14 protein-coding genes and 1 pseudogene are annotated in these 15,669 nt (G+C 34.1%); 8 read left to right on the top strand and 7 right to left on the bottom strand.

Features of this window, described 5'->3' with window-relative positions; all coding sequences use genetic code 11:
• Positions 1-2 precede the first annotated feature (2 nt).
• Together MKY00_RS11035 and MKY00_RS11030 are read right to left on the bottom strand one after the other, a co-directional pair.
• The gene (locus tag MKY00_RS11035; protein WP_014893791.1) at positions 3-1,898 is read right to left on the bottom strand and encodes an ABC-F family ATP-binding cassette domain-containing protein; all 1,896 of its coding nucleotides are present in this window, start codon (positions 1,896-1,898) and stop codon (positions 3-5) included.
• Complete coding sequence (locus MKY00_RS11030) at positions 1,895-2,542, bottom strand: HD domain-containing protein (protein WP_016717347.1); 648 nt, start codon at positions 2,540-2,542, stop codon at positions 1,895-1,897. The genes MKY00_RS11035 and MKY00_RS11030 overlap by 4 nt, the downstream gene beginning before the upstream one ends.
• A gap of 109 nt (positions 2,543-2,651) precedes the next feature.
• Between MKY00_RS11030 and MKY00_RS11025 the strand changes: the two genes are divergently transcribed.
• Entirely contained in the window at positions 2,652-3,404 is a 753-nt protein-coding gene (locus MKY00_RS11025) for a hypothetical protein (protein ID WP_000499662.1), read from the top strand.
• 112 nt (positions 3,405-3,516) lie between these two features.
• Here MKY00_RS11025 and spoVS read toward each other — a convergent pair whose 3' ends face one another.
• A complete protein-coding gene (spoVS, locus tag MKY00_RS11020; RefSeq protein ID WP_000427805.1) occupies positions 3,517-3,789 on the bottom strand; it encodes a stage V sporulation protein SpoVS in 273 nt (90 codons plus the stop codon).
• Between the two features lie 509 nt (positions 3,790-4,298).
• Between spoVS and MKY00_RS11015 the strand changes: the two genes are divergently transcribed.
• Entirely contained in the window at positions 4,299-4,823 is a 525-nt protein-coding gene (locus tag MKY00_RS11015; protein ID WP_016717346.1) for a hypothetical protein, read from the top strand.
• 196 nt (positions 4,824-5,019) lie between these two features.
• On the opposite strand, the gene MKY00_RS11010 is transcribed toward MKY00_RS11015, so the two are convergent.
• Positions 5,020-6,621: an esterase/lipase family protein gene (locus tag MKY00_RS11010; RefSeq protein ID WP_014893792.1), complete on the bottom strand. Its 1,602-nt coding sequence runs from the start codon at positions 6,619-6,621 to the stop codon at positions 5,020-5,022.
• A 548-nt stretch (positions 6,622-7,169) separates the two neighbouring features.
• On the opposite strand from MKY00_RS11010, the gene MKY00_RS11005 reads away from it, so the two are divergent.
• Positions 7,170-8,009 (top strand): arylamine N-acetyltransferase family protein, encoded by an 840-nt coding sequence (locus tag MKY00_RS11005; RefSeq protein ID WP_000957152.1) that lies wholly within the window; start codon positions 7,170-7,172, stop codon positions 8,007-8,009.
• 96 nt (positions 8,010-8,105) lie between these two features.
• Here the strand turns inward: MKY00_RS11005 and MKY00_RS11000 are convergent, their stop codons facing one another.
• Together MKY00_RS11000 and exsG are read right to left on the bottom strand one after the other, a co-directional pair.
• Positions 8,106-8,315 (bottom strand): hypothetical protein, encoded by a 210-nt coding sequence (locus MKY00_RS11000; RefSeq protein WP_000830253.1) that lies wholly within the window; start codon positions 8,313-8,315, stop codon positions 8,106-8,108.
• A 162-nt stretch (positions 8,316-8,477) separates the two neighbouring features.
• Complete coding sequence (gene exsG, locus MKY00_RS10995; RefSeq protein WP_000395674.1) at positions 8,478-8,630, bottom strand: exosporium protein ExsG; 153 nt, start codon at positions 8,628-8,630, stop codon at positions 8,478-8,480.
• 208 nt (positions 8,631-8,838) lie between these two features.
• On the opposite strand from exsG, the gene MKY00_RS10990 reads away from it, so the two are divergent.
• On the top strand, positions 8,839-9,837 hold the full coding sequence (locus MKY00_RS10990; protein WP_262731513.1) for an excalibur calcium-binding domain-containing protein: 999 nt from the start codon (positions 8,839-8,841) through the stop codon (positions 9,835-9,837).
• 121 nt (positions 9,838-9,958) lie between these two features.
• Here the strand turns inward: MKY00_RS10990 and MKY00_RS10985 are convergent, their stop codons facing one another.
• Positions 9,959-10,528 (bottom strand): hypothetical protein, encoded by a 570-nt coding sequence (locus tag MKY00_RS10985; protein ID WP_016717345.1) that lies wholly within the window; start codon positions 10,526-10,528, stop codon positions 9,959-9,961.
• A 194-nt stretch (positions 10,529-10,722) separates the two neighbouring features.
• Here MKY00_RS10985 and MKY00_RS10980 point away from each other — a divergent pair.
• From MKY00_RS10980 to MKY00_RS10965, 4 genes and pseudogenes are all read left to right on the top strand, one after another.
• Positions 10,723-10,863, top strand: a pseudogene (locus MKY00_RS10980) (DUF542 domain-containing protein); the annotation flags it as partial.
• A 336-nt stretch (positions 10,864-11,199) separates the two neighbouring features.
• On the top strand, positions 11,200-12,162 hold the full coding sequence (locus MKY00_RS10975) for an AAA family ATPase (protein ID WP_016717343.1): 963 nt from the start codon (positions 11,200-11,202) through the stop codon (positions 12,160-12,162).
• Positions 12,162-13,376: a DUF58 domain-containing protein gene (locus MKY00_RS10970; RefSeq protein ID WP_016717342.1), complete on the top strand. Its 1,215-nt coding sequence runs from the start codon at positions 12,162-12,164 to the stop codon at positions 13,374-13,376. The genes MKY00_RS10975 and MKY00_RS10970 overlap by 1 nt, the downstream gene beginning before the upstream one ends.
• On the top strand, positions 13,373-15,601 hold the full coding sequence (locus MKY00_RS10965; protein ID WP_016717341.1) for a transglutaminase TgpA family protein: 2,229 nt from the start codon (positions 13,373-13,375) through the stop codon (positions 15,599-15,601). Before MKY00_RS10970 ends, MKY00_RS10965 begins: the two co-directional genes overlap by 4 nt.
• Positions 15,602-15,669: the final 68 nt, after the last annotated feature.

The following is a 15,669-nucleotide window of genomic DNA, read 5'->3' as shown; positions in this document are numbered from 1 at the left end:
TTTTATTTTAATCCTTCAACAATGTCGGATAGTTCACTCCATCTTTCCATCGTTTTTTCTAACTCTTCTTCTGTTTTTTGCTGTGCTTCAGACAATTCTTGCGCTTTCGTAAAATCAGAACCAACATTCGCAAGCTCTTCTCCAATTGATTCTAGCTTTTCTTCAAGTTCCGCAATTGTATCTTCAATTGTTTCCCATTCGCGCTGCTCGTTATATGAAAGTTTACGCTTACGTTGTTGTTTCGGTGCTTCTTCTACTACTTTTTTCTCTTTCTGTACTTCCGCTTTCTCAATAAGTTCTCTCGTTTTTTCCATTTCTAAGTAATCCGTATAACTACCTAGAAATTCGCGCACTTCTCCTTCTCCCGTAAAGATGAACAATTCATCTACTACTTTATCTAAGAAGTAACGGTCATGCGATACAGTTAAAACGACACCTGGGAAATCTTCTAAATAATCTTCCAACACCGTTAATGTTTGTGTATCTAGATCATTCGTAGGCTCATCTAGTAATAGTACGTTCGGTTCTCCCATTAATATACGTAATAAGTATAAACGTCTTCTTTCACCGCCAGATAATTTGCCAAGAGGTGTACCATGTGAATGCGGCGGGAATAAGAAACGTTCTAACATTTGAGACGCACCAATTACTTTTCCATCTGTCGTATGAATAACTTCCGCAATTTCTTTAATGTATTCAATCATACGTTGATTTAAATTCATTTCTTCATTTTCTTGCGTATAGTAAGCAATTTTTACTGTTTGTCCAACTTCAATTTCACCACTATCAGGAGATATTTTACCTGCAAGCATATTTAATAGTGAAGATTTCCCGCTTCCATTCGCTCCAATAATTCCGATACGATCGCCTGGTTTCACGATATGATTGAAGTTGTTTAATACTGTTTTATCGCCAAATTTTTTCGTTACATCTTTTAACTCAAGTACTTTTTTCCCAAGGCGACTACCGCTAAGCGCAATATCAACTGACTGTTTTGCAGCTGGACCTTCTTGACCTTTTAACTCTTCAAATCGTTGAATACGTGCCTTTTGCTTTGTCGAACGAGCTTTTGCACCACGGCGAATCCACGCTAGTTCACGGCGATATAAGTTTTGACGTTTTGATTCTTGCGCAAGTTCTTGTTCTTCACGAAGTGCTTTCGCTTCTAAAAACGTACTGTAATTTCCTTCATAACTATACAATTTTCCATTATCTAATTCGAAAATACGATTCGTCACACGATCTAAGAAATAACGATCATGGGTTACAAGTAATACCGCACCTGTGTACCTTGCTAAATATTCCTCTAACCACTCAACTGTCTCATGGTCAAGATGGTTCGTAGGCTCATCTAAAATTAATAGATCCGGTGTTTCAATAAAACACTGCGCCATCGCAATACGTTTTTTCTGTCCACCAGATAAATTTCCAACAATTGCTGTGAAATCAGTAATTCCTAATTTCGTTAATAACGATTTTGCATTCGCATTTGCTTCCCACGCACTCATCGCATCCATACGTTGTTGCACTGCAAATAATTGTTCCTGTACCTTTTCATTACTTGGATCTTTTTCGATATGTAATAGCGCCTTTTCATAATCACGAAGAAGACGAATTAAAGGTGTATCACCATGGAAGACTTGCTCTAATACTGTTAATTGTTCATCAAACTCTGGTTGCTGTGATAAATAACTAATTGTATATCCACGTGAATGAGTCATATCACCTGTATCAGGAATTTCTGCCCCTGCAATAATTTTTAATAAAGTTGATTTACCAGTACCGTTTACACCGATAATTCCGGCACGTTGTCCTTCTGCAATACTAAATGATAATCCATCAAATAACGGTTTTTCTCCATATGATTTTGATAAGTTTTCCACAGTTAACATTTTCATATTTGTGCATTCCACTCTTTCATAAATTGTTCAATAAACTGTTCCATATAACGATGACGAACTTCCGCCTCTTGTTTTGCTGCATTCGTATTCATTAAGCCTTTTAGTTTTAAAAGTTTTTCATAAAAATGATTTAAAGATGGGTCATTATTTTTTCTATATTCATCTTTCGTCATCACTTCACGAGGAGGAATAGTTGGATCATACATTAATCTCCCTTTCGCCCCGCCATACGCAAATGTGCGAGCTATTCCAATTGCACCAAGAGCGTCTAAGCGATCTGCATCTTGAACAATCTTCCCTTCAATTGACTCCACTTTACCGCCATGACCACCTTTATAAGACATATTGGCGATAATATGAAGAACATGCTCACTTTCCTCTTCTTCAACATGTAACTCTTCTAACCAATCAGAAACTTTTTTCATTCCTGCTTCTTCACTTTCATTTAACTTCTCATCTGCCACATCGTGAAGTAATGCTGCCATTTCAATTATAAAACGATTTCCTCCTTCTTGCTCGAATAAAGAAATCGCCAGTTTATGTACGCGCTCAATATGATACCAATCATGCCCACTCGCATCTTTTTCTAAAATATGTTTTACAAAAGTAATTGTTTTTTCTATCTTTTCTTGTTTTGTCATTTTATCTTCACCCAGTTACTTATTGTAACACGCCCGCATTTTTTCATCACATATTTTCTTGTCCGCCCATACACTAGGTGGTAGGCATCATCATGAAGGAGGAATAAATATGTTCTATAATAATCAACCGCCTTACCCACAACAACCATTTTACCCTCAGGCGCAGGAACAAGAACAAAGATATACAGAACAATATGAAGAACAAGAGCAACAATATGAACAAAATCCATATGCAGCGCCACAAACTCAAGAACAACAATTTCAGCAAAATCCATATGACACACGTCCAAGTTACGAATATCCTCAAAATCCATATGCAGTACCACAAACTCAAGAGCAACAATTTCAACAAAATCCCTATGTAGCACCGCAAACTCAAGAACAACAATTTCAACAAAATCCATATGTAGCAACACAAACTCAAGAACAACAGTTTCAACAAAACCCATACCCAACTCAGCCACAACAACCTCAATATCAACAACAAATGTATCAACCAAACTACGACGCACGTGTCTCACCACCTAAACCACCAACAGTAGATATTACACAACCACAAATTTTACCACCTGGACCAACATTAGATATTACACAGCCACAAATCTTACCACCTGGACCAATTACAGAACCAACGCAACAACAAATTCAACAAGTTGTCGGTACACAGTTCTTACCTTTAAAGAAACCTGTACTAGATTTCGTAAAACCTTGGGTAGATTACGGTTTAAATGAAGCAAAACATACATCACACAAACACGCTTTAACAGAAGTTGCTGCCATTATGTTTTTAGTTGGGAAAGGATTCAATCCGACGATTGCACATTATATTGTGGAATCTTGGGAGAAGAATGAGCAGTTTTAGAGGTTTTTATTCTTACAAAACTATAAAAGTGTCACAAATGCCTGGTTTATAGCATTTGTGACACTTTTTTGTTTGTTATGTTAAATGTCATTTCAATAGTGAATTACTGCAGTTACCTTTTCTTCCTAGGACCTATAATTAATTTAATCGCCGTTCTTTCTTGTTCATTAATCGTAACCTCTTGAAATGCTGGAACGAAGGCTAAATCGATACCACTTGGAGCAACAAATCCTCTTGCGATTGCTATTGCTTTAATCGCTTGATTTAAAGAACCAGCCCCAATCGCTTGAATTTCTACATTGCCACTTGTTCTTAGTACACCTGCTATTGCACCTGCAACTGAATTTGGGCTTGATTTTGAAGATACCTTTAATATATTTTCCATGTAAGTTGCTCCTTCTATAATTTAATCGTTCTTTCGTTACAGTTTAAAATATTTCAACGTATCTTTTACTATTATTCACACCAAAAGCAAACAATGCTACATATGTACATTCATTCGATACTTTTCGTCTTCTTCCTGCCCATCTACATAAATAAAAAGCGATAACTAAAGACTCTAATATACCAACATTCAAATCATAGAAATTCACTACTCGATAACATTAGTGCAACTGAAGATAATAATGTTTCCTTTTCAAGTGAAATTAATATAATAATCATTTCTCCTATACTTCAATCTATTAAGAACCTCGGCTCATTTTTCTAGCAATTCATTAACCTCCTTCAAAAATTTCACAAATAATATCCTAATACTATATTTCATTATTTGAGCACGTTATCTTCCAAATCTATTATCTTTTCTTCTATATAGTACAAGCATACAAACAAATTTCCTCCCATTTACATAAACTACTATGTGTCTTAAATCTATTAATAATAGGAGGTAATAGATTGAATCCTCACTTTCATTCTTCAAAATCGTTTAAAAGATGTTCCTGCCCCTGTCCCCCCAGCTCACATAAACCATCCGGTCCAGCTTATGGGACTTTTTGGCAAACTGAATTTATAACTGTTTCTTTTGGCGATCCTTTTCCATTTAATCACTTCGGCCCTATAGCAGGAGGAGTTTCCTTACTAAATCCTACTACTATACAATTTAGTCAAGCTGGTGATTATAGAGTTTCTTTCATTTCAACTATTAACACTACTTTAAATCCTGTATTTCCACATATTCCAGTCATGACTATATTCTTAAATAACAATCCCCTTGCTAATAGCCAAGGAGATTTCGCAATTCAAATGACTAATTCAGCAAATAACGAATGTCTTCAACTCGTTGGTGAAACAATTGTTACGGTACCAGAAAATTCTACCATTCAACTTAGAAATAACAGCGGTTTTAATAAGCAAAAAATTGTAACTTGTGATAATGGTATAAATTCACTTGAATTAACTGTAACAAAATTAAGTAAATAAAAAGCCGCCTTAGATTAAGATGCTAGCTCAGCATCTTTTTTTAATAACTAATCCTCTTCTTCAATTTCTAGTCTCTCTTATAGAACATAAACGCCCACTGATTATTATCCCGCAAATAGCGGGATAATAATCAAAAAAGTGCAGAAATCTTTCTAACACAAGATTTCTACACTTTTATATTAATATCTATTCGTCCTTACTTCTCCACATAAACCGACTTAACAATTGTACGATTATAAGGCAGTCCTTCTTTATTCATCCCTTTTATATCCATCGTAACGTTATATACTCCTGGTTGCTTTATGTCCTTCAAAGCACCAGTAAATGTATTGTTATTAACATTTTGCAATTCATTAAATTCAGAGACTAGTTTCCCTTCTTCATTCACAACTCTTACTGTTATGGAAAGATCCCCTTTCATTTCAGGTGCTACAGGTGATTTTTTCAGTTTATACTCAGGTTTATTTACTTTAACTTTGGTAGGCATTTGAAGAACAAATGGTGCGTCATTCTTGTAATCGCTTATAACTAGATATGCATCTTTCGACTGCTTCGCCATCATTTTAACTTTCCATTCTCCTACATCCATTTTATCAAATTTAAATGTTCTAATTGTTGCACCACCAAAGAAAGATTCTTCTTCACCAGTAGTTATAACGCTATCCTTATTTGTATACATTTTTCCTTTTGGTGATATCATTTGTACTTCTACATTAGACGAAGCAGTTAATATAGAAACGATTCCTTCTGACTTTTTATCAACTGTAACAGTTTGCTCTATCCACTGATTTTGTGGCAATTCTCCGCCTAAAATGTTTTGGTTTGAAGTTGTATTTAATTGTTCTATGTTTTCATTTGAACTAGTGCTGGATGCTACTAAAGCTGGTACGGCTACATTTGATGTACGTAAATATGGTTCAATTCGTGAGAACACAGCAGATCCTTTTCGTATATTATCATGATCAAATCTGGAATCTGTAAATAAATGAGTTCCATACGGCAACTTAGCACTCCACTCATTTACTAGTCCATCATTTGAACCGTATGATGACAAATATAATCCGCCCATGGATAACGCCGAGAATACAGGGCCCCAACTAGTTCCCGTAACTGTATAATAACGGTTTAATTTAGCTGCTGGATTATTATCAATCGTTGAACGAAATTTTGCCATTTCGCCCATTTGTAATGAGTACGTACCATCATCTTTTTGACCTAATATAGAGGCAAGCCATCCCGCCCACCAACTATATGATAAATCAGCTAAGTTTGATCCATGATGTGGTGTCGCAAGCGTAATAACATTTCCGACAAATCGATTTGCACCATATCCTACTAATGCAGCCTGTGTATCGATACCGCCTTTACTATGTGCTACAATATTAACTTTTTTACCGAAATGATTATATATTTCTTCTAATTTTTGTGCTAACAATTTTCCGTTGTCCCACTGACTAGCTGATCCTTTTCCAGCAGCATCATATAATTGTATAAATACTGTTTGATAGCCTGCTTTCAAAGCATAGTCATACATATCATTTATATCGTGATACACTGTCTTTCCATACCAACTATCAGCATTCCCATTCCTTCCTTGTACAAAAAGAATTGGAGGTTTATTCTCATCATAATTTGCAGGTTTTTGCCCTAAAAACCAATCTCCAGGTGTAAAGACTTCTTGATCTGGAAAGCCTGTTTTAAGCTCTTTTACAACTTCTGCTCGTACATTTGTGCTAATCATTGGAACCATGATAAAAAATACAATTAGTAAGGCAACACATCTTCTCATCAATCGCATGTTACTCCCCCCACTTTTTTTGAAAGAAGGTGCTCTTTGTAATTTTTTATCTTCTTTCTTAATACTAGATAATCTTTTTACTTAAACAAAATCTTGTCCCTGCTCTCAAGAGATTACTAGTACCCCTTCTTCCTTAACACACGTTATTCTCTTTGTTTCTATCTCTTCCTTTTGAGAGAACACTATAAAAAAGTTTCTCAATAATTGTTAACCGTACTAAATCCAAATATCTCTTAATCATCATTGTCTATATAAAGTATACAAATCTTGAAAAAACTTTAGAAAAATAACACTTTATTACTACCTAGTTATAAAAAAAGAGGAATGAAGATATGTACTTTTATTTAATTTAATACAAAACAAACGAATAGAAGCTTATGCTGTAAGACTTTCCTACGCCGAAAGATTAAACTGAAATTTCTAAATAGATAATAAGGTTTTCAGAAACATATATTATGATAATTTTCGCAGACTTGAATTAAACTTTTAGAAGTACTAACCTAGCGGTGAGCAGAAGAAAATTCTGTAAAAAGAAAGGAGAATGCTTTATGTTGACCAATTTACAAAAGGAGTTTTTTAAACGACTAAAAATTCCTGTAAAAGAAGTAACATTTGATGATTTAAATGAAATCCTCTTAAAGATGGGCTTGATTCTTCCCTATGAAAATCTCGATATTATGGCTGGTACGATTAAAGATATCTCAAAAAAGAACTTAGTAGAAAAATTACTTATTCAAAAACGAGGCGGTCTTTGTTATGAATTAAACTCCTTATTGTATTACTTTTTAATGGATTGTGGGTTTCAAGTATATAAAGTAGCTGGTACTGTTTATGATCTTTACGATAATAAATGGAAACCCGATGATGGTCATGTCATTATCATATTAAATCATAATAATAAAGATTATGTTATAGACGCGGGTTTTGCATCTCATCTACCTTTACATCCAGTCCCCTTTACCGGAGAAGTCATCTCTTCTCAAACGGGAGAATATCGAATTCGCAAACAAACGACCCGAAAAGGTACACACATTTTAGAAATGAGAAAAGGAGCTAACGGGGAATCTACAAATTTCTTGCAATCTGAACCTTCAGATGAATGGAAAATAGGCTATGCCTTTACTTTAGATTCAATAGATGAGAAAAAGGTGAATAACATTCAAAAAGTGATTGTGGAACATAAAGAATCTCCTTTTAATAAAGGGGCTATTACTTGTAAATTAACTGATTATGGGCACGTATCATTAACAAATAAAAATTATACAGAAACCTTTAAAGGCATCAAAAATAAACGACCAATAGAATCAAAAGATTATGCTCGCATTCTTCATGAATCTTTCGGAATAACACAAGAAAAATATGTAGGAAAAACACTAGAAAGAGGCTAGTTGACTAGAATTATTGCATAATAAAGCAGATTCCATATTTAGAATCTGCTTTATTTTATATTTTGTTATAAAGGAATTTATTTTTGCTGGTACCCTTTAATTTTCAATGATATACTCATCATCATATTTATCATATTGGAGGCCTGATCCTATTTTTGATTCCGTAACTTGATCTCTTAAAAACGGTGCAGCTTCCATTTTGCTAGTTGCAATTTCAATTCCATATTTTTTCGTTAAATGGGCTAATTCTATTAAAAACCACTCTCTTCGTAATGTGACTGGAATATCAAATGTTCTTCTTTTCATATATAATAGCACCTCTTTAATTTTCATAACTTAAAAAACATTATAGTATATGCATGTCCATTCTAAATGTGCTATTACTAAAATAACATTTTAGTTTACATAAAATAATTATGTATTAGTAGAAAGAGGCTTGTCCTCCTCTTTCTACTGTAGAGATTTAAATTAAGAACATCTTGGTACACCTAAAGCTAAGAATAAACCTGCTACTCCCGCAGTAATCGGTACTTTTAACGTAATTACATCGTCTACCTTCGTTACTAAAAAGTAAGCATTACCTTCTTGTAATATACAATTCACTAACAATTGAAATTCCATTCAAATCCCCTCCTTTCAATCGATATATTATACTTTATGAATTTTGTTTAAAAACGTAATAGGAAATATATCTATTTTTTCTTATATATTGAACAAATGTTTATAAGTCTATTAAAAATACTAATTTTCTAAATTTATATAAATCGTGTAATATCCAATAAGTTCCTATATAATCAATAGTGAAAATCTTACAAATGGAGGTATAAAAATGGCGATTTTGAGTAATATTGGTGCAGCTTTATTTTTTATTGCTTTTATTCTTTTAGTTCTATGTATCATTTCATTCTTTAAGAAAAATGGAAAAGCAAAACAATATGGTCGTCCTACCGTTATTCTTTTTATGATTTCGATTCTCTTAACAGGAATGGGCACTACAAAATCTGAACACCCAGTCATCGATTTTTTTGCTACTTTAAGTTTCATATTATTTATTTTCTTCCTTGTTCTAGCAATCTTATCCGTAATTAAAAAGACAGGTGTAGCAAAAAAACAATTTATTATCACTGCTATTTTATTTGTCATTTTTGGTGCGTTATCAAGCATTTCAAACCCTACTTCTGAAAAAACAGCAGCAACTAGTAAAAAAGTTACTTCTAACAATGCAGAAGAAAAAGAGAGCGAGAAGAAAAAAGAACTAGAAAAGAAAGAAGCGGACGAAAAAACTCAAAAACAAGAAGATGAGAAGCGTCAAGCTGAAGAACAAGCTCGTAAGCAAGAAGATGAAAAACGTCAAGCCGAGGAACAAGCTCGTAAACAAGAAGATGAAAAACGTCTCGCTGATGAGCAAGCTCGTAAACAACAAGAAGAACAAAAGCGCCAAGCTGATGAACAAGCTCGCAAACAACAAGAAGAGCAAAAACGCCAAGCTGATGAGCAAGCTCGTAAACAACAAGAAGAGCAAAAACGCCAAGCTGATGAACAAGCTCGCAAACAACAAGAAGAGCAAAAACGCCAAGCTGATGAACAAGCTCGCAAACAACAAGAAGAGCAAAAACGCCAAGCTGATGAACAAGCTCGTAAACAACAAGAGGAACAGAAAAAAGCACAGCAAACTCAAACACAACCTGCTTCAGGAAATACTAGTAGTGCATATTACAAAAATTGTGCTGCAGTTAGAGCTGCTGGGAAAGCTCCCCTATATAAAGGACAACCAGGTTATGCCTCACATCTTGATCGTGATGGCGATGGAGTTGCATGTGAAAAATAGTAGTAAAAAAGAAGCTTCTAGTAAGCTTCTTTTTTACTACTACGTATAGTTATTATTCTTCCATTCTTGTAAGCCATATATCAATTCAAATTAGCATCTTATTTTTTTAATGCTTGTAATATTAATCATTAACTGGAGCAATACTCCAATTTATTATTTCAAGATTTTTCACCTCTATTTTTCCTTTGACAAGAACATGTGGAATTAAGTGAAACATCCCAAATCTTCTACCCTTTTCATATTCCTCCCTGTAATATTCTTTGGTGCAGGTATTTAATTGCTTTAATTCTCTATATTCATTAAAGTTGATGATTTCTATTTCGCATTCTTTTAATTCTCTATTTGGTCCACCCCAATTATGCTTTGAGTACTTGTATATTGCCATACACTGACCCTTCAATGCGCTAATAGGAACTTTATAAAACAGTTTATTTGTATGAAGGTTTATTCCTATTTCCAGTAATACTTTATAAATCTCATAAGGATGCAATGGTAAAAAATGCACAACATCATTCCATAAACATTCTAGTTTTGGTATTTTACGTGTTAATAATTTCTCCCTGTGAGGATGATCTTTATATTTTTGTATATACTCACCGTATAAATTTGGATATACACTTTTCAATTCATTTAATGGGATTAAATATTCTCCTTTTAGTTCTTCTGGTACCATATGATAAACATATTGCATAAAAACCTCCTATAAAAGATATACTTCCTATCCCAAAATTCTTCGCCATCTTTTCTATAATGTCCTCTGTTGAAGAATAATCCTATTATTCTCAAATCAGACACATAATAAGTGATTTCAATCACCACGTTGTTTTTTCATTTATCGCTATTCTTAATTTAGATATTATATTTAAACTTTATGGAGGCATTCATATGGAACATATATTTACTGAAACTTCTATTGTTGGTGAGATTGTTACACAATTTCCGAAGGCTAGTGATCTTTTTAAATCATATAAAATAGATTTTTGTTGTGGCGGTAATAAGCCACTTATTGATGCAATTCATGAAAGAAAATAATATTTTATTTCCGCGTGCCATTACAAAGGCATAAATAAAAGCATGACATGAGTAGCAATGCTCATGTCATGCTTTTATTCACGCTTCATCATCCTCTCAATCCAAATAACTACATTTCCTATCCGCTTCTCTTTTCACATTAAACTACAAATCATTATTTACCATATTGCCCTAAGTTACGGAAACAATTATACTAGATGTAATCAGAATAAATAATCTGAATATTCTTAGAATTAAAGATGAAATCTTTACTGCCCTCAATTAGATGGATACATTCTATTTTCCGCTAAATAGATTAGAAAACGATAATAACACATTAGGAGGATTACGATGCACCAGCTTGATTCATTACATCCCATTATAGAAAAAATAATTAACAATATTGAAAAGTTAATGGTCGGAAAGCGAAAAGAAACACTATTAGCTTTAACAGCTCTCTTAGCTGAAGGTCATGTACTATTAGAAGATGTTCCTGGCGTTGGGAAAACGATGTTAGTACGTGCTCTTTCTAAATCTATTGATGCTGATTACAAACGTATTCAATTTACACCTGATTTACTTCCATCAGATGTAACAGGTGTTTCTATTTACAATCCGAAAGAGCTCCAATTTGAGTTCAAGCCTGGACCAATCATGGGGAATTTTATACTTGCTGATGAAATTAATCGTACATCTCCCAAAACACAATCCGCCTTACTTGAAAGTATGGAAGAAGGCAATATTACAATTGATGGTATGACAAGACCGTTACCCAAGCCATTCTTTGTAATGGCTACACAAAATCCTGTTGAATATGAGGGAACATATCCTTTACCAGAAGCACAGCTCGATCGTTTCTTGTTGAAACTAAAAATGGGATATCCTACACAAGAAGAAGAATTTGAAATTTTAAACCGGATGGAAAAAACAACCCCCCTCTCCCATTTACAAGCTATTACTACAATAGAAGAATTACTTTATTTACAGCAAAGCGTACGGGAAATAAGCGTGGACAAAGCGATTAAGCATTACATTGTAAAGCTTGTTAGTCAAACTCGGTCTTATAGTTCTATACAACTAGGTGCAAGTCCGCGTGGCTCGATTGCTTTAATGAAAGCTTCACAAGCTTATGCATTTATCCATGGCAGAAATTATGTTATTCCAGACGATGTTAAATTTTTAGCTCCTTACGTGTTGGCTCACAGACTCATTTTAAAAATGGAAGCAAAATTTGAAGGAATAACAGGAGAACAAGTTATCGCAAAAATCGTTGCACGAACTACCGTGCCTACCCAAAGGAAGATGAACCTTTGATGAAAAGGATTCTACGAGTACTCTATCATTTTACTAAGTTATCATTCATTCCGTTATGCCTAGTCTTAACATTTTTATACGCTATGCTTCAAGGAGGATTTGTAAGTTGGTTTTTGTTTTACAGTACAATTCCTATTGGCCTTTATTCACTATTACTCCCCTTCTATGCTTTGCGGAACGCTGAAGTAATACGAATAACAAATCAAGACGAATATGCAGCAGGAGAACCTTTTTTAAGCACCATTACAATAAAAAGAAGATTTCCTTTTCCATTACTTTACTTAATTATAGAAGATGAATTACCATCACAATTTACAAAGTGTAAACAAGCGAAGATGAATAAAGTAATACTTTTTCCAGGATTGAAGCGAAATATTTCGTTTCAATATGCAATCGACACAATCCCTAGAGGAGAGCATACTTTTTCAAGCGTACGTGTCAAAACTGGCGATTTATTCGGTATGATGGAGAAAGAAGTAATTTTTTCAGTTCCAGATACATTTTTAGTCTACCCTCAGTATGTAGATATAACATATCGACAAATAGAAAATCATTTCGAACAAGGAGCACTTTCAGCAAATATAAATTTAGTAAAAGACTCTACCATTTCTGTCGGTGTGAGAGACTATAAACCTGGTGACCGCTTTTCATGGATTGATTGGAAAGCAACTGCACGAACAAACAACATTATGACAAAAGAGTTTGAACAACAGCGCAGCCATAATATTATGATATTCATGGACAGAACCCCATCCCCTCTATTCGAATCAGTCGTCACATTTACTGCCTCTATTGTCAGATCTGTTTTGAAGCAAAATTCACCGGCGTCATTCGTATCTGTCGGAAAAGAACGAACCTTTTTCCCTTTAGACAATGGAGATAGTCAGTTACATCAAATCTTTTGTCATTTAGCGAAAGTACAAGCGGACAGTGTATTCCCGCTCTCCCGAAGTGTAGAAATGGAATTAAGAAAAGTTTATGAGCCCGTAACGATTATACTCGTGACAAGTGATCTTTCTCCCGATATTCAAAAGGCAGCTGACTATGCTGCTATAAAAAATAGAAAATTAATGGTGTTTGTCGTAAAAGAAAAAGCAAATCAACTATCACATCGAGAACTTAGTATTCTAGAAACTCTACAAAAACGAAAAATATTTGTAAATGTGGTTTATGGAAACCAGTATACAAACGTGTTTTTTGAGGTGAGCAAATGATAACATTACAGACAAAAAAACAATGGGATATGACTAGATTTTTCATGCATGCATGCGCATTTCTACTTTTACTAGAATGGCTAAGGCCCCTCATCGGTATTACAAACGTAGGTAGATTAGATATTTTTGTAATATTTATAGGGATTTGCTTCACTCTCTCTTTTTTTCAAACAAAGTGGCAGATTCCAATAAAAGTCTTCACGATTTTATTCACCATTCATTTCTTATACTATAAAAATGCTTTTTTAAATCCATCTTGGTTAACAAAATTTTTTAATGATATTTCTCAAAATTCCTCTCTGTTATTTCAAGGGAATTTGCTAGATATTTCTCCAGTTTTTCCAACACTTTTATTTTTTTTATCATTTTGGTTTTTGAGTGCTTTCATCTCTTTTTGGATGATTCATAAAAAACGTGGGTTGTTATTTCTTATATTGACTATTATTTATATCACCGTTTTTCATAACTTACATGTATACAATGCAAACTACGCTATTATTCGTACTGTTGTCATCGGCTTTTTTATGCTTAGTCTTCTTCGCATAGAACGAATAAAAGAGAGTGAACACTTACAAAATTATGCTAGAGAAATCTCAAAATTACTTAGACCTCTTACAATATTTATTGTATTGTCAGCAACCATCGCATACTTCGCTCCAAAATTTGGTCCTCAATGGCCCAACCCAATGGATTTTTTAAAGTTCAACACATCCGAAGCAAGTAAACAGCAAGAAGTTTCTAAAATTGGGTATGGTTTAGATGACTCACGATTAGGTGGTCCTTTTAAAGCAGATCCTACAATTGTTTTTACAGCCGCAACGCAAAACAAACAATATTGGAGAGTAGAAACGAAAGATTTTTATACCGGAAAAGGATGGGAAGTTTCTGAAAATCAAAAGAAGATTTCTTTTAAAAATAAAAATGACGTGGTGAGTTGGTACGAACAAAATACAAAAACGGAGACAACTAAGGCAACAATCACCATGCAAAAAAGTTATCCTCACCTTACCTATCCAGCAGGGTTAATATCAGTTGAGGCTTCTTCTGATATATCATACAGCGTTGACCCATTTTCTGAAAAAATCTATACGATGGACGGAAACTCTTCCACTACTTTACATTCATATAAAGTAACGTATGAGGTCCCGGAGTTTTCCATAGAAAACTTAAAAGCTGTAAAAACGAATGAAGGTCAGGAAACAAATCCTTATTTCATAACAAAGTACACGCAACTTCCAGAAGCATTACCGCAGCGAGTAAAAGACTTAGCTAGTAGTCTAACAAAGGATAAAGACACCCGATACGATAAAGTATTAGCTATTGAAAACTATTTCACCGACCATTCTTTTGTATATGAAACAACGAATGTCTCATTCCCTGCCAAAAACCAAGATTATGTAGATCAATTTCTTTTCGATACAAAAAGTGGCTACTGTAATAATTTTTCGACATCTATGATCGTGTTACTTCGTTCTGCTGGAATTCCCGCTCGCTGGGTAAAGGGTTATACAGAAGGAACTCTTGATAATACGCTGGTGGGTGCTGAAGGTGAGGATGTTTATAAAATCGCGAACGATAACGCACACTCTTGGGTCGAAGTATATTTCCCTGGATACGGATGGATTCCATTCGAACCGACAAAAGGATTTACGAATCCCTATAATTTTATAAATAATACTCCTGCTCCTACTTTACAAAATAGCGAAGAAACTAATTCTCAAAACGCGCAAATGCACGAAAGAAACAATGAAGCAAAGCTTAAAAGTTTAATAGAAGATACTGAAGAAACTCCTACTAAAAAAATTACAAATGCTAAAAATAAATTTTCTTGGTGGTACGTATTCCTTTCTACGATACCAATTAGTATCATCGGCTACACTATCTTCGCTACTAGAATGAAATGGATTACATTTTTTATCATTCTTTTCTATAAATATCGAAAAGATGATGCTGTTTATACAAAAGCTTACGATTCTCTCCTAAAACAATTTGCACGAATTGGTATACGACGAGACGAGAGTCAAACATTCCGAGAATATGCTCTCCATGTTGATACACTTTACAACTCGACGGATATGCAACAACTTACTTTCAATTATGAGAGTGCTATATATCAAAAAGGACAAGCCGCAGCAGAATGGAAAAAATCCGTACACTTATGGGAAGTACTTATGAAAAAAGCAACTTCTCCGCCTAAATCAAATGACTTCCATTCAGCCATTTAATCTTGGTAATGTGAATGTAAAGAAAACGCCTCAAAGAACAAAGTAGTTCTTTGAGGCATTTTTTAATT

This window comes from Bacillus sp. FSL R9-9834, assembly GCF_038006905.1.
GTDB classification, from domain to species: domain Bacteria; phylum Bacillota; class Bacilli; order Bacillales; family Bacillaceae_G; genus Bacillus_A; species Bacillus_A pacificus.
The sequence above is the reverse complement of the archived record's forward strand: the minus strand, read 5'-3'. Positions and strand labels throughout refer to the sequence as shown.